Origin of the sequence: Streptomyces sp. NPDC048604, assembly GCF_043199435.1 — a bacterium.
GTDB lineage: Bacteria > Actinomycetota > Actinomycetes > Streptomycetales > Streptomycetaceae > Streptomyces.
Genome location: NZ_JBICVX010000016.1, coordinates 22707 through 45881, shown reverse-complemented (window position 1 = coordinate 45881; position 23175 = coordinate 22707). Strand labels below are relative to the sequence as shown.

The window sequence follows — 23175 nt, the reverse complement described above, 5'->3', positions numbered from 1 at the left end:
CCACCGACTACACCGGCATAACACCGGGGGCCCGTTGTACGACGACTAGATGCGTGCGAGCCCGGCGCACGCACACGGACGCGGCCCCTGACCGTCTTGTGTGGTCAGGGGCCGCTTCACGGTGCGGTGGGTGTGGGATTTGAACCCACGGTGACTTGCGCCACGACGGTTTTCAAGACCGTTCCCTTAGGCCGCTCGGGCAACCCACCCTCGCCCCGCCTCACCTGCTGCGGAGCGGGCTACAGACTACCGGCTGGACGCTTTCGGCGGGGATGGCCGACCGGATGATGACCATGGAGTGGTCCGGAGGGCGTCCGGAGGGCGTCCGCAGTGCGCCGCCGCGGCCAACCGCGGGCCCTCCCCGAAGCGTTACGTTCCCTCGGCTTCGCCGTGTCCTGCGTCGGCTAGGTTCGCCGGCAGCCGAGGAGACACTCACCAGGGAGCAGCACATGCGCCGTCGCCGCGCGTTCGTCACCGGCATGGCAGGCGCCGCTCTCCTGGCGGCCGCGTGTACGGGCTGCGGTCCCGACTCCGGTTCCGGCCCAGGTACGCGGACCATGCCGGCCACAGCCCCCGTGGCCTCCACGGCCTCCACCCCCAGCCTCAGCGCCACGCCCACGGCGAGTCCCTCGCCCACCCCGTCGACGCCTGCTCCCCGTCTGCGGCCGACCCGGTCGCGCACCGCACCGGCGCCGTCGAAGCCCAAGGCCGAGCCGCCGGCTCCGACGTACCTCGCGATGCACGCCGCCACGGCCGGCGGGCGGCTCACCCTGCAGGCCGGCGGGGCCGCACAGGAGTTCACCGTCACCCTCCGCAACGGCAATACCCGCGCCTACCGGCATCTCCTGATCGCGTTCCAGATGGAGATCATGCCGGGCGGCTCGGGCGGTCCCGGATACGCCTTGGAGCGCTGGGACGGCGCGGCCGGGACCTGGCGTTCGGCCACACTGCGCCTCGCCAATGACGCGTATCCCTATGCGATGCACACGGGCGGTACGCCTCTGTCCAGGGACGAGGCGTCCACCCGCCGCTACCGTCTCCGCGCCCTCACCGGCGCTGCGCCCGGACCCAACCCGGTCATGATCAGTCTGATCGACACGGACGCCGACACCCGCGCGTCCTACGTCTCTCTGCCCCAGACCACCCTCGGCCGGTAGTGCGCGCCGGTCAGTTGTCGCCCGTGCGCTCGCCGAGGGTGATCGTGACCGTGCTCGGCTTGCCGTCGCGTTCGTAGGTGAGCTTGACCTGGTCGCCCGGCTTGTGGGTCCAGATCTCCGAGATCAGCGTCGGGCCGCTGTCGATCTGCTTGCCGCCGAACTCCGTGATCACGTCGCCCGGACGCAGCCCGGCCTTCGCCGCCGGCCCGTTCGCGGTGACCGCCGGGGTGCCGCCCGCGCCCTCCTCGGCGATGGCCGCGCCCTCGCCCTTGTCCGTCATGTTCACCGTCGCGCCGATCACCGGATACACCGGCTGACCGCTCTTGATCAGCTGCTCCGCGACGTTCTTCGCCTGGTTGATCGGGATCGCGAAGCCGAGTCCGATCGAGCCCGCCTGCGACTGGCCCATGCCGTTACCGGCCGACTGGATCGCCGAGTTGATGCCGATCACCGCACCGCTCGCGTCCAGCAGCGGACCGCCGGAGTTGCCCGGGTTGATCGACGCGTCCGTCTGCAGCGCGCTCATGTACGAGTTGCCGCCGCCCGAACCGTCGCCCGAGGCCACCGGACGGTTCTTCGCGCTGATGATGCCCGTGGTGACCGTGTTCGACAGGCCGAACGGCGCGCCGATCGCGATCGTCGAGTCGCCGACCGCGACCTTGTCCGAGTTGCCCAGCGGCAGCGGCTCCAGTCCCTCCGGCGCCTTCTTCAGCTTCAGGACCGCCACGTCGTAGCCCTGCGCCCGGCCGACGACCTCGGCGTCGTACGTCTTGCCGTCCGAGAACGTCGCCGACAGCGTGCCGCCGTCCGCCGCGGAGGCCACCACGTGGTTGTTCGTGAGGATGTGGCCTTCCTTGTCGTACACGAAGCCCGTGCCCGTGCCGCCCTCGCCTTCCGGGCCCCCGGCCTTCGCCTGGATCGTGACCACGCTCGGCAGTGCCTTGCCCGCCACCGCCGCGACCGTGCCGGGCGCGCGCTTGAAGTCCGCCGGGGAGTTGCCCGAGGAGACCGTGGTCGAGCTGACCCCGTCGTCGTTGCGCTCGGCCGCCCAGTACCCGATGCCGCCGCCGACGCCGCCCGCGAGGAGCGCCGCCGCGAGCACCGCGGCCACCATGCCGCCCGTCCGCCGGCGCGGGGACTGCGGCCCGGGGGCCGCCGGCGTGGGCGCGCCCCAGACCGGGCCACCGCCGCCGGCCGCCCCGTACGCGGGGGTGGCCGGCGGGGGCGGCGGCCATCCCGACTCCTGGTACGCGGAGCCCGCGGCCGGAGCGGGAGCGGAGGCCGGTGCTCCTGCCGGGGCCGGGGCCTGCGTCGGTGCGGGCGGGATCGGCGGCAGCGGCGCCGTGGCGGGCTCGGGCCGGGGGGAGTGCCCGGGCTCGCTCGTCGGCTCCGCCGCCGTCGGAGCAGCGGCGTCCGGCGTCGGTGGAACGGGAGGTGCAGGAGGTGCGGACGGGGCGCTCGAATCCGCCGATACCTTGGCGCCCTCGTTCTCGGTGCTCACAGCTCACTCCTCAGTCACTACACCGGTCGTCGTCTGTCCATGCGCAAGCTTTTCCCACCGGCCGTCAGGCCACTGTAAGCGGGACCTGTGCGTTCACCCAGGATCCTTTATCCCGGGCATAACGGACAGTCGACGGACGGTCGGCAGACAGTCGACGGACAGTCGACGGGCGATCGGAAGAACGGCCGGGCGGACAACCCGCCCCAGCCCACCCCTTGTCGCTCAGCACCCCCTCGCCCATGGGCCTCCCGCCCCGTGGATGACACCATGTCGCGGTGACCCACGCACGGCAGCACACGATCCAGGTCGTCGCCCACCGCGGCGCCTCCGAGGACGCCCCCGAGCACACCCTCGCGGCCTATGTGAAGGCCATCGAGGACGGCGCCGACGCGCTCGAATGCGATGTCCGGCTCACCGCCGACGGCCACCTCGTCTGCGTCCACGACCGCCGCGTCGACCGCACCTCCAACGGCCGCGGCGCCGTCTCCGCGCTCGAGCTCGCCGACCTCGCCGCCCTCGACTTCGGCACCTGGAAGGGCCGCGAAGAGGCGACCGAGAGCCCCGACTGGGGGGACCGCGAGTACACCTCCGTCCTCACGCTCGAGCGGCTGCTCGAACTCGTCGCGGACGCCGGCCGCCGCATCGAGCTGGCCATCGAGACCAAGCACCCCACCCGCTACGCCGGGCAGGTGGAGGACAAGCTCCTCCAGCTCCTGCGGCGGTTCGACCTCGCCGACCCCGAGCCGGACGACTCGCCCGTACGGGTCATGAGCTTCTCCGCGCGCTCCCTGCAGCGGATCGAGCGGGCCGCGCCGACCCTCCCGACCGTCTATCTCACGCAGTGGCTCACCCCGCGCCTCAAGGACGGCCGGCTGCCGGGCACCACCCGCATCGCCGGTCCCTCGATCCGTATCGTGCGCCACCACCCCACCGTGGTGCTCCGGCTCCAGCAGGCCGGACATCAGGTGCACGTGTGGACCGTGGACGAGCCCGAGGACGTCGAACTCTGCGCCCGGCTCGGCGTCGAGGCGATCATCACGAACCGGCCGAAGCAGGTACTGGCTCACCTCGGACGCGCCTGAGCCCGGAGCCCCCGAGCCCCCTGAGTCACGGTCACCTCTCACGTCACATCCCTCACAGGGAGTGCTCCGGCGCGTTCGCAACGTGATCGTTCGTCACGAATGCGTCACCGGAGCCTTACTCACCGGTTTCCGGTACAGGCCCCAGGGGCATTGACACCGTGGCGTGGGGTGAAGGAGGTCTCGGGGGTGGCGTTGGTGGTGGCACAGGAGGTGCCCACGTCGTCGAGCATGGCCGTACCTCATGGCCCTGCGGGCGTGGGGAATGCGCGGCACCGGATGCGGGAGCAGTTGCACCGCAGCGGAGTGGCCGAATCGGTCGTCGACGACGCGGTACTGATCCTTTCCGAACTGCTCAGCAATGCCTGCCGGCACGGCAGACCGCTGGGACATGCCGAGATCGGCGACGGCGATGTGCGTGCGGCCTGGCGGCTGGACGCGGCGGGCGGGCTGACGGTCGAAGTGACGGACGGCGGTGGTCCGACCCGCCCGGTTCCGGCCACGCCCTCGGTCACCGCACGCGGCGGCCGCGGGCTGAACATCATCAGCGCGCTGGCCCAGGACTGGGGCGTACGGGACAGCGCGACCGGCGAGGTGACGGTCTGGGTGCTCGTCGCCGCCGGCCATCGCCGCGAGGACTTCGCGTCGAGCGTCGCCGGCCCGGGCTACGAACTCCTCGACGCGTACGAGGACCTGGACTGAGGACTGACGGGCTGACGGGCTGACGGGCTGAAGGGCTGAGGGGCTGACGAGCCGCGGCCGCTCGCCGCGGGCCGTGCGGCTTCCGCAGGGCCCGCGGACGGCGGGGCCTCGGGCGGGGGCCGGTTCGGGCGGGTGGGGCGACGACGCGGCCTCCGCGCCCGTACACAATCCCTGACCGCGTCCGTACACAATCCTCGACCGCGTCCGCCACCGCCGACGTCGCCCCCGCGCGGGCCCCGGGGGACTAGGCTCGCGGCGGAGAACGCACCGCCGCTATCGGGAGAAAGCCACACCATGGCCAAGAAGCGCCCCCAGACGAAGGCCGTCACGCCGCAGCCGACCGACGGAGAGATCCCCGTCGTCGGGGCACGTGAGCCCTGCCCGTGCGGTTCGGGTCGCCGCTACAAGGCGTGTCACGGGCGGGCGGCCGCGCAGGCCGCCACCCAGCACGTCCAGCGCCCCTTCGAGGGGCTGAACGGCGAGTGCGACTGGGTCGCCCTGCGCGAGCTGGTGCCCGCCGCCACCACGCCGCTCGCCCTGAAGGGCGGACTGCCCGAGGGCGTCCCGTCCGTGACGCTCGCGACCGTGCTGCCCATGGCCTGGCCGGCGTTGCGCCGCGACGACGGCTCGATCCTCCTCGCGCTGCAGAACGAGTCCTCCTCCGGCGACCTCGCCCGCGATCTCGCCGACACCCTCCAGCGCGCCCTGGAGACCGAGCCCGGCACCCCGGTGCCCGCCCGCCGCGTGCCGGCCGAGGGCCCGCGCCTGCAGGATCTGCTCGACGCGGACGTCGATTTTGCGCCGGAGGTGCACGAGGGCTTCGAGTTCTGGGTCCCGGAGTCCGGCGAGAACGCCTCTCCCGAGGTCACCGCCTCCCTGGAGCGCGCCAACGCCGCCGCGATCCCGACGGTCCGGCTGAACGGCGTCGACGCCGCGTACTGGTGCGAGACCCCGGAGAAGAACCACCTGCGCTGGGTCATGCCGCACGCCGAGGAGAAGCTGCTCGACGCGCTGGCCAGGCTGCACGCGGCCGGGACCTCCTCGCTGGGCGAGGGCACCCGCCTCGTCGGCTCCTTCCGGGCGCACGGCCTGATGGTCCCGGTCTGGGATCTGCCCAGCGAGATGGGCGCGGAGGAGTGCGAGAAGCCGGCGGCCGAGCTCGCCGAGCGGCTGGCCTCGGCGCTCGCCGAGGACGCCCCGCTGACCGCGGAGCAGCGGCGCGCCCGCGGCGGCCTCACGAACCGTCAGGTCACGCTGAGCTGAGCCGCCCGGCGGCGGGCGGGACTGACAGACCGACCAGTCGGTGACCTCCGCCACAACACGCCGCCCCGGCTCGGCGAATACCTGACTGAATTACCGAGATCGAATTTGCGAACGGCAGATCTCTTGTTACCGTTCTGGAAGCCCGGTCGCTGGTGCATCCCCCGTCGCCAGCGATCGGGCCTTCTCATGCCCGCGATCGGCCGTACCGGCCCCCGGGCGATCAACTCCCCTACGCCGCAGGCGCGTTGCTTCCCGACCGCAACAGCAGCGGAGTCGTGTCACCCTCACCCGCGCCGGCGAACTCCGCCACCGCGCTGTACTCCGAAACCGGCTCTCTCGTGCGTTCTCGCGGAGTTTCACAGGCGCCCGGCTCGTCGGCCGCGGAAACCGCGCAATGCATCTGCACGGTCCGCCCTCCGGGGGACATCAAAGTGAGCACCGCGGCCAGCTCCTGGCCGGATGCGTTGCGGTAGTACGTGCGCCCCCAGGTCTCCGCGCCCTCCCTCAGGACGCAGGTCTGCGCCTCGATCCCGTCGGGGGAGGTGAGTTCCGGGCCGCAGACGGAGTTACGGGGCGGGGGAGCGGCGGAGGCCGGCGAGGTGGCCGGGGCGGGGGCCGGTGGCTCCGACGCCGGTGGTTCGGACGCCGGTGTCCCCGCGCCCTCGCCCTTCCCTGCGCCTTTCCCCACGACCGACAGGAGTCCCGCCCGCTCGCTGCCGCTCTCCCCCGCGAACGCCACCAGCGGCACCAGTACCGCGCACGCCACGGCGGCTCCGAGTCCGATCACCCGCAGATTCATGGCCCCACCTGTGCCGTCGCGACGCTGCCGCCCCGACGATAGCCACGGGCTGCGCCGCCCCGGGCCGCCGTGCGCCCGATTCCCGTACAACTCGGCCCCGCTCACACCCGTACGGGTGACGGGGCCGCATCCCTGGGCGAGACGCCGCCCCGGACGCCCGCGCCGGACACCGGGGCACCCCGGCAGCCCCGCTCAGTACGCCAGCCGGCTCCCGCCGCCCGGCGCGCTCGCGCTCGCGTCGACCAGGGCGTCCACGACCGCCTCCACGCCCGGCAGCCACGGCCGCGCGGAACCGGGCAGCGGGGCCCGCTCCCAGCGCACCTGCCCGGACCCGACCATCGACGGCGGCAGCATCAGATAGCCGCCCTCGCCGTGGAATCTCAGCGAGCTGGGCACGGAGTCCTTCGCGTACAGCAGCTCACCGAGCTGCTCCATCCCGTACGGCGCGACCAGCAGCGCCAGCCGCGTCGGCGTGGCCACCACCGGGCCGAGCCGCATGCCCCAGCCGTCGAGCACGCTCAGCGCCCGCGCGCCGGCGACCGCCGGCAGGCTCACCGCGCAGGGCGCGCGGCCGCCGGTGGCGAGCACCACCGGGGCGTCCGGGCGGTTGGTCCACCACCAGCGCACCATGCGCTCGTCGGTGGAGGCCGCGAGCAGCCCGGGGTCGAAGGGGTGCGCGCCGGGGACGACGCACTCGGGGTCGGGGCAGGCGCAGCCGCGCCCACGGTCACCGCGGCTCCCGGCCGCCTTGAGTCCCACGCCCGGGAGCACGGGCCACTGCCAGTCGACAGCGCAGGTCAGCGCCGTCCGAAGCTGCTCGGTCCTTCCCGTGCGCCGGAACCGGAGCCTGCGTCGCCTTCCGAGGATCTCGCGCATGAGCGCTCGTTCCTTTCCGTTGAACGCCGAGGTCCACATCACACCACGTGCGGATCTGTTCACTGTGCGTATCAGCGCTTCGCCACCCCTGGAAACCGGGGCCGAGTCGGGCTCGTCGTTCATCTGACGCGTGGCGAGGCTGCGCAAGATCTGCGCCCGCTCTCGCCTGTGGCGGCAAGGGCCATCACCGTGTACGTACCCGACACGGCTTCGACTCAACGCTCTTTCAAACGACGTCAGTCGACCGCAAAAGGTGCGCAGCGGGGTTAATTTTCGGCCAAGTTAGCCCCGAGATCAACACTCACGGACACCACAAGTCCCGCGTGGACAATGCTGGACATCCCTCATCGGGTGCGTGTACATGTGGATGCATTGCTGGCGGCGCAGATTGACATGGGGGTTTGCGATGCTCAGGCACGAAACGCACCCGTCGGAAAGTCGGCGGCCATGAGCGCCCCCCGCCTGCCGAAAGTGGCCGGAATCGACTCCACGGTCCCCGGCCCGGCTCACACTGCGGGCCCCCTTCCCGACGACGTCGTCGCCCCTTCGCCGCCCGGGGCCCTGATCCAGGACCGGCTCGCCGGCTGGGTCTCCGACCTCACCACCCTCCACGAACTCATCGACCGCCTGGTCAGGACCGCCACCCTCGACGACGCCCTCGCCGAGCTGCTGCGCGCCGGCTCCGCGCTCGTCGGCGCCCGCCGCGGCATGGCCGTCCTCGAACCCGCGGACGGACTCGGCCCCGCCACCACCGTCGGCCTCGGCCTCGCCCACGCCGACCTCGGCAGCATCGAGACCGTGCCGCGCAGCGCCACCTCGTACGGGCGCATCCTCGACGGACTGCCGGACCCCGGCGCCCACCCCGACCTGCTCGCCGAGGCCGGGCTCGACCCGCGCCACCGCGAGGTCGCCGCCCGGCTCGGCTACGCGGCCAGCTACGCCCTGCCGCTGGACGGGCAGGGGTCCGCGGCCACGGGGGAGTCCGGTACGGCCGGCCGGCTCGGCGCGGTCGTCTGGCTGTACGACGAGCCCGCCGAACCGGACGAACGCCGGCGCCACCTCATCGGCCACTACGTCACCTACGCCGCCGCCCACCTCGCCCGCCTCGTCGAGCTCCAGCGCGCCCGCGCCCAGATCGCCACCGTCACCGAGGAGCTGCTGCCCAGCCGCCTCCCCCGGGTCCCCGGCGTGCAGCTGGCCGCCCGGCACCGCACCCATCCGCGCGGCGGCGGCGACTGGTACGACGCGCTGCCGCTGCCCGAGGGCGCGCTCGGCCTGGCCGTCGGCTCCGTCTCCGGCAGCGGCCCCAGCGCGCTCGCCGCCATGGGCCGGCTGCGCGCCTCCCTGCGGGCGTACGCGGTCATGGAGGGCGAGGACCCGGTCGCCGTCCTGTCCGACCTGGAGCTGCTGCTCCGGCTCACCGAGCCGGCCCGCACCGCGACCGCGCTCTTCGCCTATGCCGAGCCGGGCCTGCGCAAACTCGTACTGGCCGGAGCCGGACACACCCCGCCGCTGATCGTCGGCGAGCGCCGCACCGAGTACGTGGAGACCTCGCTGTCCGCGCCGCTCGGGATGCTCTCCTGCTGGGAGGCGCCGAGCGTGGAGTTCGCGCCCGAGCCCGGAGAAACGGTGCTGCTCTACACCGACGGGCTGCTCCGCCGTACCGGCGACCCCATGGACCGGGCCTTCGCCCGGCTGCACGCCGCCGCCGCGAGCGTCCCGAAGGCCGACCGCGAGGACCCCGGGGCGGTCGCCGACCACGTGCTGCGGACGATGCTGCCGGAGGAGCTCGACCGGCCGGTGGAGGGCGAGGACGTGGTCCTGCTCGCGGCCCGCTTCGACTGAGCCGGCAGCCGCGCCGGGTGGACCTGCCCAGCCGCGCCGGGTGGGCCGGGCGGCCCGTCGGGTGACAGGCGACTCGTCGGTAACAGGTCCAACGACCCTGGGCCCCCTTCCGCACGACCGTACGATGGGGTTGGTTCAGTGTCGTACCAAAGGAGGCGGACCGTGGCCGAAGAGCTCACCCCGGAGACCCCGGACGAGGCCGAGGAGCCGATCAAGCAGCGCAAGAACGGTCTCTACCAGGGCGTGTCCGACGAGCTGGCCGAGAACATGAAGTCCGGCTGGGCCGACACGGAACTGCACGGCCTGGAGCCGATCCCGCAGGCCGCGCACACCGCCGCCCGCCGTGCCGCGCTCTCCGCGCGCTTCCCCGGCGAGCGTCTGGTGATCCCGGCGGGCAACCTGAAGACCCGGTCCAACGACACCGAGTACTCCTTCCGCGCCTCCACCGAGTACGCGTACCTCACCGGCGACCAGACGCACGACGGCGTCCTCGTCCTCGAGCCCACGGCCGACGGCCACAAGGCGACGGTCTACCTGCTGCCGCGCTCCGACCGCGAGAACGGCGAGTTCTGGCTCGACGGCATGGGCGAGCTGTGGGTCGGCCGCCGGCACTCCCTCACCGAGGCCGAGCAGCTGCTCGGCATCCCGGCGAAGGACGTCCGCGAGCTGGCCGAGGCGCTCAAGGAGGCCACCGGCCCGGTCCGCGCCGTGCGCGGCCACGACGCCGGCATCGAGGCGGCCCTGACCGACAAGGTCACCGCCGAGCGCGACGAGGAGCTGCGGATCTTCCTGTCCGAGGCCCGCCTGGTCAAGGACGCGTTCGAGATCGCCGAACTGCAGAAGGCCTGCGACTCCACCGCCCGCGGCTTCGAGGACGTCGTCAAGGTCCTCGACAAGGCCGAGGCCACCAGCGAGCGCTACATCGAAGGAACCTTCTTCCTGCGCGCCCGCGTCGAGGGCAACGACGTCGGCTACGGCTCCATCTGCGCCGCCGGCCCGCACGCCACCACCCTGCACTGGGTCCGCAACGACGGCGCGGTCCGCTCCGGCGAGCTGCTGCTGCTCGACGCCGGCGTGGAGACCACCGAGCTGTACACCGCCGACGTCACCCGCACCCTGCCGATCAACGGCCGGTACTCGGAGATCCAGCGCAAGATCTACGACGCCGTGTTCGAGGCGCAGGAGGCCGGCATCGCCGCGGTGAAGCCCGGCGCCGCCTACCGTGACTTCCACGACGCCGCGCAGCGCGTGCTCGCCGAGAAGCTCGTCGAGTGGGGCCTCGTCGAGGGCCCGGCCGAGCGCGTCCTGGAGCTCGGTCTGCAGCGCCGCTGGACCCTGCACGGCACCGGCCACATGCTCGGCATGGACGTCCACGACTGCGCCGCCGCGCGCGTCGAGGCGTACGTCGACACGACGCTGGAGCCGGGCATGTGCCTGACCGTCGAGCCGGGCCTGTACTTCCAGGCCGACGACCTGACGGTGCCGGAGGAGTACCGGGGCATCGGCGTCCGGATCGAGGACGACATCCTCGTGACCGAGGACGGCAACCGGAACCTGTCCGCCGCGCTGCCGCGCCGGTCGGACGAGGTCGAGGCGTGGATGGCGGAGCTGAAGGGCTGACGTCTCCGTACGGTCATGAGCCCCTGCCGACTGCGGTCGGCGGGGGCTCTGCCGTAGGACGGCTCAGGTCAGTGCCAAGGGGGCGTCCGCGCGCCACTTGACGATCTTGTCGAAACTGACCAGCGCCCCGCCCCGGCCCGTACGGCCGAAGTGCACGTGGTCGGCGAGCTCCTCGATCAGCCGGAGCCCCCGGCCGTGTTCGGCGTCCGAGGGGGCGGGAGCGAACCGCTCCGGCGGCGCGTCCATGGAGAACCCCGGACCGGAATCGGCCACTTCGATACGGCAGGTCTCGCCGTCGAGATACGCGGTGACCCGGTACGCCTCCGAGCCCCGGCCCCGTCCTTCGGCGCCGCCGTGCTCCACCGCGTTGGCGCAGGCCTCGGTCAATGCGACCGACAGTTCGTAGGACACGTCCGGGTCGACGCCCGCCGTCTCCATCGTGCCGAGCAGGAGTCTCCTGGCCAGCGGCACGCTCGCAGCCTCGCGCCGCAGATGGAGAGACCACCAGATGCTCATGCTCCACCCTCCCGGCCGCGGCTCGACGTACCCCTACGTATTGCCCCCCGCCACGCTTCGTAAGCCCCACCGGTCCGTGAGAGCGCTCATACGGCGGATACCCAGGCCCCCGCACACGGGTGTATGTCGGACCGGTGGCGGCAAAACATGATCTTCCGGACCTGCTGTGAGCGCCGGGGGAGGGGGGTGGAATGATGAGCCCCGCCATGTCTGCCTCCACGCCGGCCGCACACACCGGAGCCGCCCCACGGCTCCTGAGGGCCGCGGTGTTCACCGCGGTCTGCGTCGTGCTGTCCGCGCTGGGCCACGCGCTGGCCGCCTGCGCGGGCATCGCGCTGTGGACCGTCGCCGCCGGCATGCTCGGCGTCTTCGTGCTGATCCTGCCGTTCGCCGGCCGGGAACGCTCGCTGCCCGCGGTCGCGGGGGCGCTGGCGACCGGTCAGCTCGCACTGCACGCCCTGTTCGGGCTCGGTCAGCTCGCGCAGCAACGGCTGGCCGCAGGGGCGGAGTCCGAGGCCGCGCTGATCCGCATGGCCGCCCGGCTCGCCTGCGGGGCGGGCCCGTCCGTGGCCCTCAGCCCCGCCGACGCGGCCCGGATCGTCACCGCGGCCGGGCTCGACCCGGCACGCGTGGCGGCCGGCGGGACCGTCGGCCTGTCCGGCAGCGGGGCCGGGGGCTGGGCCGGAGGCGGGGCCGGCGGTGCGGGGCATCTGCACCACGGGCTCGGCGCGATCGGTGCCACGGGCGCGGACGGCGCCGCCGGCGCGCTGACGGGCGCCGAACTCGTACCGTCCCTGCCGATGCTGCTGGGCCACCTGCTGGCCGCGCTGGCCACGGGCTGGCTGCTGCGCCACGGCGACCTGGCGCTCGGACGGCTCGGCCGCCTCGGACGGCTCTCCGCCGAGGGGGCGACGGGGCTCGCCGAAGCCGCGTTCGTCCGCCACCTGCGGGCCGCGCTGACCCTCGTACGGTCCCTCCTCGCCGGCCTGCCCGGACTGCCGGCCTCCGGGCCCGGCGGCCCCGCGCGCACCGCCGACGACTCCTCGCCGCCGACGACGGCCGAGGCACTCCAGCACACCGTGATCCGGCGCGGCCCGCCGGCCGGCGCCTGCGTTCTCGCGGCCTGACGCGGTCCACCCGACAGAAGGGGGGCCGCGGCGTCCGCGCGCTGCCCCGTGTCCGCGCGCCGGACCTCATCACCGACCGTCGACTTGGAGTGTCACCGTCATGAAGCGTTCCTCGTACCTCTCCCGCGCCGCCCTCGCCGGCGGGCTCGCCCTCACCTCCTCCGTCCTGCTCTCCGGCACGGCCTTCGCGCACGTCGGCGTGCAGCCGCAGGGCGAGGCCGCCAAGGGCGGCTACGCCACCGTCAACGTCAAGGTCCCCAACGAGCGGGACAACGCGTCCACGGTGAAGGTCGAGGTCAACTTCCCCGCCGACCACCCGCTGGCCTCCGTGATGCCGCAGCCGGTGCCCGGCTGGAAGGCCGAGGTCACCCGGACCAAGCTCGCCAAGCCGCTGGACCTGCACGGCAAGAAGATCACCGAGGCCGTCTCCAAGGTCACCTGGACCGCCTCCGGCGACGCGAAGATCGGCCCCGGCCAGTTCCAGCAGTTCCCGCTGTCGCTCGGACGGCTGCCCGAGAACACCGACCGGCTCGTCGTCAAGGCCCTGCAGACGTACGACAACAACGAGGTCGTGCGCTGGATCGAGGAGCCCAAGGAGGGCGCCGCCGAGCCGCAGTACCCCGCGCCGGTGCTGAAGCTGAGCGCCGCCACCGAGGACCACCACGGCGGCGGCGTGGCCAAGGGCGACGGCAAGACCGCCGGCCACTCCGAGACCGCCGACAAGGGCCACAAGGCCGGTGCCGCCGCGCACGCCGAGGCCGCCGACTCCACCGACAACACCGCCCGCGTGCTCGGCGTCGTCGGCATCCTCGTCGGTGCCGCCGGTGTCGCCTTCGGCGTGCTGGCCCGCCGCCGGCCGACCGCCTGACGACCGGACCTCTCACCGAGCCATCCGAAAGAGAACCCGTTACATGAACCAGCACCACCGCGCCGTCGCCGGCACCCGCCCGGCCCGCCGCCGCGGCACCGCCCTGGCCGCCGCCGCCCTCGCGGCGACGGCCGCGCTCACCCTCACCGCCTGCGGCGGCGGGGACGACAAGGGCGCCGGCAGCTCCGTCGCCGAGGTCTCCGGCACCGCCGACAGCGCCAAGGCGGCCACCGTCCTCGACCGGCCGTTCGCCAAGCCCGACCTCGTCCTCACGGACACCAAGGGCAAGCCGTACGACCTCAAGGCCATGACCAAGGGCAAGCCGACGCTCATCTACTTCGGCTACACCCACTGCCCCGACGTCTGCCCCCTGACGATGAGCAACATCGCCATCGCCAAGAAGAAGCTCCCCCAGGCCGACCAGGACAAGCTCCAGGTCGTCTTCGTCACCACCGACCCCGAGCGGGACACCTCCGCCGAACTCGCCAAGTGGCTGCCCGCCGCCGGCGACCCCTCCTTCACCGGCCTCACCGGCGAGTTCGCCGCCATCCAGGCCGGCGCCCGCCAGCTCGGCATCGGCATCGACCCGCCGAAGAAGGAGAAGAACGGCTCGGTCGTCTCCATGCACGGAGCGCAGGTCATCGCCTTCTCGCCCAAGACCGACCAGGGCTACGTCCTGTACGGCGAGGACACCACGGCCGACCAGTACCTCGCCGACCTGCCGAAGCTCATCAAGGGGGAGAACCCGTGACCCGCCGCACCACCGCCCTGTCCGCCGTCGCCCTCGCCGCCGCGCTCGCCCTGTCCGGCTGCTCGACCTCCTCCGCCGACGACGGCCCGAAGCTCGACGTCAGCGGCGCGTTCATGCCCCAGCCCGTGATGAACATGGCCGGCGGCTTCCTGACCATCAAGAACACCGGCGGCGCCGCCGACAAGCTCACCTCCGTCACCAGCCCGCTCTCCGACGACGTCCAGATCCACGAGACGAAGAACCAGAAGATGCAGCAGGTGAAGTCCTTCGACATCCCTGCGAACGGCGAGCTGAACCTCGAACGGGGCGGCAACCACATCATGTTCATGAACATCAAGCAGAAGCCCGTGCAGGGCGACAAGGTGAGCATCCAGCTCCACTTCGAGAAGTCCGAGCCGATCACGGTCGAACTCCCCGTCGAAGCGCCCAACCACAACCCGCAGAAGCACTGAGCTGACTGAGGGACTCACACCATGACGACCACCGCCCCGCGCCTCGGAGCCGCCCTCGCCCGGCTGCTCCTCGTCGCCGCCGCCCTCCTCGGCGCGCTGCTGGCCAGCGCCGCGCCGGCGAGCGCGCACGCCGCTCTGACCGGCAGCGATCCCAAGGACGGGGCGGTGGTCGCCGCCGCCCCCAAGGAGGTCAACCTCACCTTCTCCGAGCAGGTCGCCATGGGCGACGACTCCATCCGCGTCCTCGACCCCTCGGGCAAGCGGATCGACACCGGCGAGATCCGCGACCTGTGCAGCGGCGCCCTCGTCCGGTACGGCGTCGGCCTGCGCGCCGGTCTGCCCGACGGCACGTACACCGTCGCCTGGCACACCGTCTCCGCCGACAGCCATCCCATCTCCGGCGCGTTCACCTTCTCCATCGGCGCCCCCTCCCAGACGTCCGTCTCCCTTCCCGACCGCGAGGCCGGCGGCGGCCCGGTCGGCGTCCTCTACGGCATCGCCCGCTATCTCGCCTACGCCGGCTTCGTCGTCCTCGCCGGCGGCGCGGCCTTCGTCCTGGCCTGCTGGCCCCGCGGCGCGAGCGTCCGCCCCGTCCAGCGGCTCGTCGTCCGGGGCTGGCTGACTCTGACCGCGGCCACGCTGGCGATGCTGCTGCTGCGCGGGCCCTACACCGGCTCCGGCGAACTCGCCGACGTCTTCGACCTCGGTGGTCTCAAGGCCGTCCTGGAGACCAAGACCGGCGCGGCCCTGATCTCCCGGCTGATGCTGCTCGGCGCCGCCGCGCTCTTCGTCGCCGTGCTGTTCGGTGCGTACACCAAGCGCACCGACGAGAAGGAACGCAAGGACCTCACCTTCGGGCTGGCCCTCGGCGGCACCGTCGTCGCCGCCGGCATCGCGGGCACCTGGGCCCTCGCCGAACACGCCTCCACCGGACTCCAGCCGGGCATCGCCATGCCCGTCGACATCCTGCACCTCCTCGCCGTCGCCGCCTGGCTCGGCGGACTCACCGCCCTCCTCGTCGCCCTCTACCGCTCCCCCGACATCGAGCACACCTCCGTCCGGCGCTTCTCCCGCATCGCCTTCGGCTCCGTCGTCGTCCTCGCCGCGACCGGGCTCTACCAGTCCTGGCGTCAGGTCGGCTCCTGGTCCGCCCTGACCGGCACCTCCTACGGCCGGCTGCTGCTGCTCAAGATCGGCCTGGTCGCCCTCCTCGTCGCCGTCGCCTGGCTCTCCCGCAAATGGACCGCCAAGCTCACGCCCCCGACGCCGAGCCAGGAGGAGCCCGTGGACTCCGCGGACTCCGATGAGCCCGCAGAGTCCGAAGAGCCGGCAGAGTCCGAAGAGCCGGCAGAGTCCGCCGACCCCGACTCGGATGTCGACCCCGATCGCGACCCCGACCCCGCCCCCGAGCGCGACCCCGAGCGCGCCGCGCAGCTCGCTCGGCAGCGGGCGGCTGTCGCCACTGCTCGCAAGAAGCGGATCCGGGACGCCGACCCCGTACGGAGCGGGCTGCGGCGCTCCGTGCTCACCGAGGCCGCCGTCGCCGTCGTGCTCCTCGCCGTCACCACCGTGCTCACCTCCACCGAGCCCGCCCGCACCGAGCAGGAGGCCGGCCGCGCGGCGTCCACGTCCGGCTCCACCGCCGTGCCCGACCGGCCGCTCGACGTCCGGCTGCCGTTCGACACCGGTGGCCCCGACGGCAAGGGCACCGTCCGGCTCACCCTCGACCCCGGCCGCTCCGGGGCCAATGCCCTCCATCTCTTCGTCGACCGCCCCGACGGACGGCCGCTCGACGTCCCCGAGATCAAGGTCGCCTTCACCTTGAAGGAAAAGGAGATCGGCCCCCTGCCCATCACCCCGGACCGGGTCCAGACCGGACACTGGAGCGCCGGCAGCGTCCAGATCCCGATGCCCGGCGAGTGGCTGATGCAGGTGACGGTGCGCACCTCCGACATCGACCAGACCACCATCGACAAGACCGTGAAGATCGGCTGACCCGTGACTGCACAATCCGGCCCCGTGTCCCGGGCCACCGACGACAAGCCCGAGCTCTCCCGCCGCCGGCTGCTCGGCACCGCCGGCGCCGCGGGAGCGGCCGGCCTCGCCCTCGGCGCGGCCGGCGGCGCCGGGGTGTACGCGGCCGCCGCCGGCCGGGACTCCGGCTCATCGCCCGCGCTCTCCACGGTCGGCTCGACCGAGGTCGTGTTTCACGGGAAACATCAGGCGGGCATCACCACTCCTCTCCAGTCCCGCGGTCATCTGATCGCCTTCGACCTCGCCCCCGGCGCGGGCCGCAAGGAGGCCGCCGCCCTGCTGCGCCGCTGGTCCGCGACCGCCGCCGAGCTGATGGCGGGCCGCGCCCCTGCCGCCGACACCGGCATCGCCCGCGACGCCGGACCCTCCTCCCTGACCGTCACCTTCGGCTTCGGCCGTACCTTCTTCGACCGCACGGGCCTCACCGCCCGCCGGCCCGTCGAACTCGACCCGCTCCCCTCCTTCTCTTCCGACGCCCTCGACCCCAAGCGCTCCGAGGGCGATCTGTGGGTCCAGATCGGCGCAAACGACGCCCTGGTCGCCTTCCACGCCCTGCGCGCGCTCCAGAAGGACGCCGGTTCGGCGGCCCGGGTCCGCTGGCAGATGAACGGCTTCAACCGCTCCCCCGGCGCCACCGCCGGCCCGATGACCGCGCGCAACCTGATGGGCCAGGTCGACGGCACCAACAACCCCAAGCCCACCGAGCCCGACTTCGACCGGCGGATCTTCGTCCCCGCCGGCGGAGCCCAGCCCTGGATGGCCGGCGGCTCGTACGCGGTCGTCCGCCGGATCCGGATGCTGCTCGACGACTGGGAGCAGCTGCCGCTGAAGAAGCAGGAGCAGGTCATCGGCCGCCGCAAGGCTGACGGCGCCCCGCTCACCGGCGGCACCGAGACGACGAAGCTCGATCTGGACAAGTTCGGCCCCGACGGGAAGCTCGTCATCCCGGACAACGCCCATGCCCGGATCTCCGCCCCCGAACAGAACGGCGGTGCGGCAATGCTGCGGCGCCCGTTCTCCTTCCACGACGGGATCGCCGCGGACGGCGCCCCCGATGCCGGGCTCCTCTTCATCTGCTGGCAGGCCGACCCGCTGCGCGGCTTCGTTCCGGTCCAGCGGAAGCTCGACCGGGGCGACGCCCTGTCTCCTTTCATCCGTCACGAGTCGAGCGGTCTGTTCGCCGTCCCCGGTGGCCCGGACCGGGGCGAGTACGTGGGCCAGCGGCTTCTGGAGTCGTAGCGCCTCTGCCTCCGTCGCCTCCTCGCGCCCATTAGGGTGACCGGTATGTCAGCCACCCGGTTCACGTATCTCGGTCCCGAAGGCACCTTCACGGAGGCCGCGCTGCGGACGCTGCCCGAGGCGGCGACCCGCGAGCTCGTCCCGATGGTCTCCGTGCCCGCCGCGCTGGACGCCGTGCGCAACGGGGAGGCCGCCGCGGCGCTCGTGCCGATCGAGAACTCGGTGGAGGGCGGGGTGACCGCGACCCTCGACGAGCTCGCCTCCGGCCGGCCGCTGATGATCTACCGCGAAGTGGTGCTGCCGATCGCCTTCGCCCTGCTCGTCCGGCCCGGGACCAAGCTGTCCGAGGTGAAGACCGTGACCGGGCACCCGGTGGCCCAGCCGCAGGTCCGCAAGTGGCTGCGGGCGAACCTGCCGGACGCGCTGTGGGAGTCGGCGGCTTCCAACGCGGACGGGGCGCGGCTGGTCCAGGAGGGCCGGTTCGACGCCGCCTTCGCGGGCGAGTTCGCGGCGGCGACGTACGGGCTGGAGGCCCTGGTCACCGAGATCCACGACGCGGAGAACGCCGAGACCCGGTTCGTCCTGGTGGGCCGGCCCGCCCGGCCGGCGGCGCCGACGGGTGCGGACAAGACCTCGGTGGTGCTGTGGCTGGGCGACGACCACCCGGGCGCGCTGCTCGAACTGCTCCAGGAGTTCGCGGTGCGGGGCGTGAACCTGATGCTGATCCAGTCCCGCCCCACGGGCGCGGGCATCGGCAACTACTGCTTCGCGGTGGACGCCGAGGGGCATATCGCGGACCGGCGCGTCGGCGAGGCGCTCATGGGCCTGAAGCGGATCTGCCCGAACGTGCGCTTCCTCGGCTCGTACCCGCGGGCGGGGGTGGCGGTGGAAGATGTGCGGCCGCTGCGGACCGGGACGTCCGACGACGACTTCATGGCTGCCTCCGACTGGCTGGCTCGGGCCCAGGACGGGCGGGCCTGACGCTCGCTGCGTCGACCTGCCCCGATCGTGCCCCGCCGGCAGCGGTGGCGCCTCCCTTCGTCCACAGGTACGGACCACTAGTCCTACCTGCATATTTATCCACCCCGCACAAAGTTATCCACAGGCTCACTGCTCGACCTGGGGACAAGTCGATATGCGAAGCCGCCATCGTCGACAAATCACCCCAGTCACTCCACACCCGCCCACAGCACTGCACTCCGCCCGTGTCAGCCTCATTCCGTCGATCAACTCTTTAGAGCGAGCAATTCCCACTCGAAGGAGTGTCGAAATGGGGTTTGATCTACGAATTACCGGGCCTCGACGAGGAATCTTCAAGATCCGCGCAGCGATCCACAGAAGTTCCGCACAGCCTGTGGATAAGGAAGCGGGTGCCCCGCTTCCTGTGGAGAAGTGAATTGATCACCACCCCCCCCCCGCCGCTAACGGCGAATACGGAGAGTTTCCCAATAGTTGCAATTCGGGCAAAGCGACACGCAAAGCCATATCGGGTGGGGTCGGCCGATCGCGCACCGGTAGCCTGGTGGGGTGATTGACCTTCGCCTGCTCCGTGAGGACCCCGACCGTGTTCGCGCCTCCCAGCGCGCCCGTGGAGAGGACGTCGCACTCGTCGACGCCCTGCTCTCCGCCGACGAGCGGCGCAGGTCGTCCGGCGTCCGCTTCGACGAGCTCCGTTCCGAGCAGAAGTCGCTCGGCAAGCTGATCCCCAAGGCCACCCCGGAGGAGCGCGCCGAGCTCCTGCAGAAGGCCGAGCAGCTCAAGACCGACGTCAAGGCCGCCGAGGCCGAGCAGAACGACGCCGACGACGAGACCCGCCGTCTGCTGCTCCAGCTGGGCAACCTCGTCCACCCCGACGTCCCGGTCGGCGGCGAGGAGGACTTCGTCGTCCTCGAGACCCACGGCACCATCCGCGATTTCGCCGCCGAGGGCTTCGAGCCCAAGGACCACCTGGAGCTCGGCGAGGCGCTCGGTGCCATCGACGTCGAGCGCGGCGCGAAGGTCTCCGGCTCGCGCTTCTACTACCTGACCGGCGTCGGCGCGCTGCTCGAGCTCGCGCTCGTCAACGCGGCGATCGCGCAGGCCACCGAGGCCGGCTTCATCCCGATGCTCACGCCCGCGCTGGTCCGCCCGCGCGCCATGGAGGGCACCGGCTTCCTCGGCCAGGCGTCGGAGAACGTGTACCACCTGGAGAAGGACGACTACTACCTCGTCGGCACGTCCGAGGTCCCGCTCGCGGCGTACCACATGGACGAGATCGTCGACGCCGACAAGCTGCCGCTGCGGTACGCGGGCTTCTCGCCCTGCTTCCGCCGCGAGGCCGGCACGTACGGCAAGGACACCCGCGGCATCTTCCGCGTCCACCAGTTCGACAAGGTCGAGATGTTCTCGTACGTCGCGCCGGAGGACGCCGAGGCCGAGCACAAGCGGCTCCTCGACTGGGAGAAGCAGTGGCTCACGAGCCTGGAGCTGCCGTTCCAGGTCATCGACGTGGCCACCGGCGACCTGGGCGCCTCCGCCTCGCGCAAGTTCGACTGCGAGGCCTGGATCCCGACCCAGGGCAAGTACCGCGAGCTGACCTCCGCCTCGAACTGCGACGGTTTCCAGGCCCGCCGCCTGTCCGTCCGCATGCGCGAGGGCAAGAAGGTGCAGCCGCTCGCGACGCTGAACGGCACGCTGTGCGCCGTGCCGCGCACGATCGTGGCGATCCTGGAGAACCACCAGTTGGCCGACGGCTCGGTGCGCGTGCCGGAGGTCCTCCGGCCGTACCTGGGCGGCCGTGAGGTCCTGGAGCCGATCTCCAAGTGAGTGCCGGCGCCTTCCCGTACCGCCTGATCGCGACGGACCTCGACGGCACGCTGCTGCGCGCAGACGAGTCCGTCTCGGACCGTACGCGTGACGCTCTGGCCGCCGCCACGGCGGCCGGGGCGGCCCACATCGTGGTGACCGGCCGTTCCGTGCCCTGGACCCGGCACATCCTCGACGACCTCGGCTACGAGGGGCTTGCGGTGTGCGGACAGGGCGCGCAGGTCTACCACGCGGGAGAGCACCGGCTGCTGACCTCGCTGACGCTCGACCGGCAGCTGGCCGGCCTGGCGCTGTCGAAGCTGGAGGCCGAGGTCGGCCCGCTGGCGCTGGCCGCGAGCCGGGACGGGCTCGACGGCGAGGTGCTGGTCAGCGCTGACTACCGGGTGCAGGAGGGACCGCTGCCGGTGGTGCCGCTGAAGGACCCGGCGGACCTGTGGGCGGCCCCGCTGAACAAGATGTACGTGCAGCACGCCACGCTCTCCGACGACGAGCTGGCCGCGGCCGCGCGCAGGACCGTCGGCGCTCTGGTCGACGTCGTCGTGGCGGGCGCGGGGATAGTGGAGATCCTGCCGCTGGGCCTGAGCAAGGCGACCGGCCTGTCGCTGGCGGCGCGCCGGCTGGGCGTGAAGGCGGCGGAGACGATCGCCTTCGGCGACATGCCGAACGACATCCCGATGTTCGGCTGGGCGGCGCGCGGCGTGGCGATGGCCAACGCGCACGACGACCTGAAGGCGGTCGCGGACGACATCACGGCCTCCAACGAGGAGGACGGCATCGCGGTCTTCCTGGAGCCGCTGCTCTGAAGGTTTAGGGCGCTGCGCTGCGCGGAGGATGCGCGGATCGAACGCGCGCGGGGAAGACCCCGACTACGGCTTAGCAAGCCGCTGCCTTACCACTCGGCCAATCCTCCGTGAGGGCGGTCCGCGCGGTCTCGGAGAACCGCGCGCTCGAAGCGACCGCCCCGGCGGCGTTCCGAAAGCGCCGGCCTGCGTCGAGTGTGCGCCTCCCGGGTGTTCGGGTGCCAACGAATTACCCGTACAGACATGCGTAAGGGGCGGTGGACCATGTCCACCGCCCCTTACCGCTCCTGACGACGTCAGAAGTTGATCATGTGGCCGGCCAGGCCGTGGATCGCTTCCTTCACGGCCTCGCCCAGCGTCGGGTGCGCGTGCACGTTGCGGGCGACCTCGCTGACCGTCAGGTCCCACTGCTGGGCCAGGGTCAGCTCGGGCAGCAGCTCGGTGACGTCCGGGCCGATCAGGTGGGCGCCGATGATCTCGCCGTACTTCGCGTCGGCAATGATCTTCACGAAGCCGGTGGCGTCGCCCAGTCCGTGCGCCTTGCCGTTCGCGGTGAACGGGAACTTGGCGACCTTGACGTCGTAGCCCTTCTCCCGCGCCTGCGCCTCGGTCCAGCCGAAGCTGGCGATCTGCGGCTGGCAGTAGGTGGCGCGCGGGATCATCGGGTAGTCGAGCTCCATGGTCTCGGCGTTCCCGATGGTCTCGGCGGCGACGACGCCCATGGACTCGGCGGTGTGCGCGAGCATCAGCTTCGCGGTCACGTCGCCGATGGCGTAGATGTGCGGGACGTTGGTGCGGCAGCGGCCGTCCACGTCGATCGCGCCGCGCTCGGTCAGCGCGACACCGGTGTTCTCCAGGCCGTAGCCGGAGACGTTCGGCGCGAAGCCGATGGCCTGCAGGACCTTGTCGGCCTCCAGGACCTTCTGCGCGCCGTCCTTGCCGGATACGGTGACGCGGACCTGCGGGCCGGACTCGTCGATCGCGTCGACGCGGGTCGAGGTGAGGACGTCGATGCCGAGCTTGCGGTACTGCTTCGCCAGCTCCTTGGAGACCTCTTCGTCCTCCAGCGGGGCGATCCGGTCCAGGAACTCGACGATGGTGACCTTCACGCCGTAGTTGTGCAGCACGTACGCGAACTCGATGCCGATGGCGCCGGCGCCGGCGATGATGATCGACTGCGGCACGTCGTCGGCGAGGATCTGCTCCTCGTAGGTGACCACGCGCGGGCTGCGGGCGGTGCCGGGCAGCAGCTTCGGGGTGGCGCCGGTGGCGATGATGCAGTTGTCGAACGTGATCGTCTGCGTGGTGCCGTCCGAGAGGGCGAGCTGCAGGGTGTTCGCGTCGACGAAGGTGCCGCGGCCGTCGAACTCCGTGATGCCGTTCTTCTTCATCAGGTAGTGGACGCCCTTGACGCGGCCGTCCGCGACGGTGCGGCTGCGCCGGTAGGCCTCGCCGTAGTCGAAGGAGACCGTGCCGTCGACCTTGATGCCGAAGGTCTTGGCCTCGTGGTTGAAGATGTGGGCCAGCTCGGCGTTGCGCAGCAGCGCCTTGGTGGGGATGCAGCCGACGTTCAGGCAGACACCGCCCCAGTACTTCTCCTCCACGACCGCGACCCGCTTGCCGAGCTGCGCGGCGCGGATGGCGGCGACGTAGCCGCCGGGGCCTGCTCCGAGTACTACGACGTCGAAGCGGTCTGACATGGCTGACTCCCGAATGGTGTGTTCGTCTCCGCGTACCAGCC

General features: G+C 72.2%; 20 protein-coding genes and 2 tRNA genes. 15 read left to right on the top strand and 7 right to left on the bottom strand.

Annotated features, from left to right (window positions below):
• Nucleotides 1-124 precede the first annotated feature (124 nt).
• Nucleotides 125-209: transfer RNA gene (locus ACGFMM_RS28710), tRNA-Ser, on the bottom strand.
• 348 nt (nt 210-557) lie between these two features.
• On the opposite strand from ACGFMM_RS28710, the gene ACGFMM_RS28705 reads away from it, so the two are divergent.
• Nucleotides 558-1157 (top strand): hypothetical protein, encoded by a 600-nt coding sequence (locus tag ACGFMM_RS28705; RefSeq protein ID WP_393649367.1) that lies wholly within the window; start codon nt 558-560, stop codon nt 1155-1157.
• Between the two features lie 10 nt (nt 1158-1167).
• Here ACGFMM_RS28705 and ACGFMM_RS28700 read toward each other — a convergent pair whose 3' ends face one another.
• Complete coding sequence (locus ACGFMM_RS28700; protein WP_393649366.1) at nt 1168-2658, bottom strand: S1C family serine protease; 1491 nt, start codon at nt 2656-2658, stop codon at nt 1168-1170.
• A 275-nt stretch (nt 2659-2933) separates the two neighbouring features.
• Between ACGFMM_RS28700 and ACGFMM_RS28695 the strand changes: the two genes are divergently transcribed.
• From ACGFMM_RS28695 to ACGFMM_RS28685, 3 genes are all read left to right on the top strand, one after another.
• On the top strand, nt 2934-3740 hold the full coding sequence (locus ACGFMM_RS28695; RefSeq protein WP_393649365.1) for a glycerophosphodiester phosphodiesterase: 807 nt from the start codon (nt 2934-2936) through the stop codon (nt 3738-3740).
• A 99-nt stretch (nt 3741-3839) separates the two neighbouring features.
• Complete coding sequence (locus ACGFMM_RS28690) at nt 3840-4439, top strand: ATP-binding protein (RefSeq protein ID WP_393649364.1); 600 nt, start codon at nt 3840-3842, stop codon at nt 4437-4439.
• Nucleotides 4440-4733: 294 nt separating this feature from the next.
• A complete protein-coding gene (locus tag ACGFMM_RS28685) occupies nt 4734-5702 on the top strand; it encodes a DUF5926 family protein (RefSeq protein ID WP_393649363.1) in 969 nt (322 codons plus the stop codon).
• A gap of 229 nt (nt 5703-5931) precedes the next feature.
• Here ACGFMM_RS28685 and ACGFMM_RS28680 read toward each other — a convergent pair whose 3' ends face one another.
• Nucleotides 5932-6501 (bottom strand): hypothetical protein, encoded by a 570-nt coding sequence (locus ACGFMM_RS28680; protein ID WP_393649362.1) that lies wholly within the window; start codon nt 6499-6501, stop codon nt 5932-5934.
• A 192-nt stretch (nt 6502-6693) separates the two neighbouring features.
• Entirely contained in the window at nt 6694-7377 is a 684-nt protein-coding gene (locus ACGFMM_RS28675) for a bifunctional DNA primase/polymerase (RefSeq protein WP_393649361.1), read from the bottom strand.
• Between the two features lie 330 nt (nt 7378-7707).
• Here ACGFMM_RS28675 and ACGFMM_RS28670 point away from each other — a divergent pair, with 330 nt between their 5' ends.
• Nucleotides 7708-9222 carry a PP2C family protein-serine/threonine phosphatase gene (locus tag ACGFMM_RS28670; protein WP_393649360.1) on the top strand — a complete coding sequence of 505 codons (1515 nt, stop codon included), beginning with the start codon at nt 7708-7710 and terminating at the stop codon, nt 9220-9222.
• A gap of 162 nt (nt 9223-9384) precedes the next feature.
• Nucleotides 9385-10842, top strand: a complete 1458-nt coding sequence (locus tag ACGFMM_RS28665) for an aminopeptidase P family protein (RefSeq protein ID WP_393649359.1) — start codon at nt 9385-9387, stop codon at nt 10840-10842.
• Between the two features lie 63 nt (nt 10843-10905).
• Here the strand turns inward: ACGFMM_RS28665 and ACGFMM_RS28660 are convergent, their stop codons facing one another.
• Nucleotides 10906-11358 (bottom strand): ATP-binding protein, encoded by a 453-nt coding sequence (locus ACGFMM_RS28660; protein WP_393649358.1) that lies wholly within the window; start codon nt 11356-11358, stop codon nt 10906-10908.
• A gap of 206 nt (nt 11359-11564) precedes the next feature.
• On the opposite strand from ACGFMM_RS28660, the gene ACGFMM_RS28655 reads away from it, so the two are divergent.
• The 9 genes from ACGFMM_RS28655 to ACGFMM_RS28615 all read left to right on the top strand — a co-directional run bounded on the left by ACGFMM_RS28655 (nt 11565) and on the right by ACGFMM_RS28615 (nt 21437).
• Nucleotides 11565-12485 carry a hypothetical protein gene (locus ACGFMM_RS28655; protein WP_393649357.1) on the top strand — a complete coding sequence of 307 codons (921 nt, stop codon included), beginning with the start codon at nt 11565-11567 and terminating at the stop codon, nt 12483-12485.
• A 100-nt stretch (nt 12486-12585) separates the two neighbouring features.
• The gene (locus ACGFMM_RS28650; RefSeq protein WP_393649356.1) at nt 12586-13353 is read left to right on the top strand and encodes a YcnI family protein; all 768 of its coding nucleotides are present in this window, start codon (nt 12586-12588) and stop codon (nt 13351-13353) included.
• A gap of 43 nt (nt 13354-13396) precedes the next feature.
• Nucleotides 13397-14104 (top strand): SCO family protein, encoded by a 708-nt coding sequence (locus tag ACGFMM_RS28645; RefSeq protein ID WP_393649355.1) that lies wholly within the window; start codon nt 13397-13399, stop codon nt 14102-14104.
• The gene (locus tag ACGFMM_RS28640; RefSeq protein WP_393649354.1) at nt 14101-14556 is read left to right on the top strand and encodes a copper chaperone PCu(A)C; all 456 of its coding nucleotides are present in this window, start codon (nt 14101-14103) and stop codon (nt 14554-14556) included. The genes ACGFMM_RS28645 and ACGFMM_RS28640 overlap by 4 nt, the downstream gene beginning before the upstream one ends.
• Nucleotides 14557-14577: 21 nt before the next feature.
• Entirely contained in the window at nt 14578-16551 is a 1974-nt protein-coding gene (locus tag ACGFMM_RS28635) for a copper resistance CopC/CopD family protein (RefSeq protein WP_393649353.1), read from the top strand.
• Between the two features lie 24 nt (nt 16552-16575).
• On the top strand, nt 16576-17829 hold the full coding sequence (gene efeB, locus ACGFMM_RS28630) for an iron uptake transporter deferrochelatase/peroxidase subunit (protein ID WP_393649352.1): 1254 nt from the start codon (nt 16576-16578) through the stop codon (nt 17827-17829).
• Nucleotides 17830-17874: 45 nt separating this feature from the next.
• The gene (gene pheA, locus ACGFMM_RS28625; protein WP_393649351.1) at nt 17875-18810 is read left to right on the top strand and encodes a prephenate dehydratase; all 936 of its coding nucleotides are present in this window, start codon (nt 17875-17877) and stop codon (nt 18808-18810) included.
• A 546-nt stretch (nt 18811-19356) separates the two neighbouring features.
• Nucleotides 19357-20634: a serine--tRNA ligase gene (serS, locus tag ACGFMM_RS28620; RefSeq protein ID WP_393649350.1), complete on the top strand. Its 1278-nt coding sequence runs from the start codon at nt 19357-19359 to the stop codon at nt 20632-20634.
• On the top strand, nt 20631-21437 hold the full coding sequence (locus ACGFMM_RS28615) for an HAD family hydrolase (RefSeq protein WP_393649349.1): 807 nt from the start codon (nt 20631-20633) through the stop codon (nt 21435-21437). Before serS ends, ACGFMM_RS28615 begins: the two co-directional genes overlap by 4 nt.
• A gap of 22 nt (nt 21438-21459) precedes the next feature.
• Here ACGFMM_RS28615 and ACGFMM_RS28610 read toward each other — a convergent pair.
• Nucleotides 21460-21544 (bottom strand) — tRNA-Ser (locus tag ACGFMM_RS28610).
• A gap of 186 nt (nt 21545-21730) precedes the next feature.
• Nucleotides 21731-23134 carry a dihydrolipoyl dehydrogenase gene (gene lpdA / locus ACGFMM_RS28605; RefSeq protein WP_393649348.1) on the bottom strand — a complete coding sequence of 468 codons (1404 nt, stop codon included), beginning with the start codon at nt 23132-23134 and terminating at the stop codon, nt 21731-21733.
• Between the last annotated feature and the right edge of the window lie 41 nt (nt 23135-23175).

What these genes read in the sequence shown, in the direction of transcription:
- ACGFMM_RS28705 (WP_393649367.1), top strand. Translation starts at nt 558, where the DNA reads ATGCCGGCCACAGCCCCCGTGGCCTCCACGGCCTCCACCCCCAGCCTC.
- ACGFMM_RS28690 (WP_393649364.1), top strand. Translation starts at nt 3,840, where the DNA reads ATGCGTCACCGGAGCCTTACTCACCGGTTTCCGGTACAGGCCCCAGGG.
- ACGFMM_RS28685 (WP_393649363.1), top strand. Translation starts at nt 4,734, where the DNA reads ATGGCCAAGAAGCGCCCCCAGACGAAGGCCGTCACGCCGCAGCCGACC.
- ACGFMM_RS28680 (WP_393649362.1), bottom strand. Translation starts at nt 6,501, where the DNA reads ATGAATCTGCGGGTGATCGGACTCGGAGCCGCCGTGGCGTGCGCGGTA.
- ACGFMM_RS28675 (WP_393649361.1), bottom strand. Translation starts at nt 7,377, where the DNA reads ATGCGCGAGATCCTCGGAAGGCGACGCAGGCTCCGGTTCCGGCGCACG.
- ACGFMM_RS28670 (WP_393649360.1), top strand. Translation starts at nt 7,708, where the DNA reads ATGCTGGACATCCCTCATCGGGTGCGTGTACATGTGGATGCATTGCTG.
- ACGFMM_RS28660 (WP_393649358.1), bottom strand. Translation starts at nt 11,358, where the DNA reads ATGAGCATCTGGTGGTCTCTCCATCTGCGGCGCGAGGCTGCGAGCGTG.
- ACGFMM_RS28655 (WP_393649357.1), top strand. Translation starts at nt 11,565, where the DNA reads ATGTCTGCCTCCACGCCGGCCGCACACACCGGAGCCGCCCCACGGCTC.
- ACGFMM_RS28650 (WP_393649356.1), top strand. Translation starts at nt 12,586, where the DNA reads ATGAAGCGTTCCTCGTACCTCTCCCGCGCCGCCCTCGCCGGCGGGCTC.
- ACGFMM_RS28645 (WP_393649355.1), top strand. Translation starts at nt 13,397, where the DNA reads ATGAACCAGCACCACCGCGCCGTCGCCGGCACCCGCCCGGCCCGCCGC.
- ACGFMM_RS28635 (WP_393649353.1), top strand. Translation starts at nt 14,578, where the DNA reads ATGACGACCACCGCCCCGCGCCTCGGAGCCGCCCTCGCCCGGCTGCTC.
- pheA (WP_393649351.1), top strand. Translation starts at nt 17,875, where the DNA reads ATGTCAGCCACCCGGTTCACGTATCTCGGTCCCGAAGGCACCTTCACG.
- lpdA (WP_393649348.1), bottom strand. Translation starts at nt 23,134, where the DNA reads ATGTCAGACCGCTTCGACGTCGTAGTACTCGGAGCAGGCCCCGGCGGC.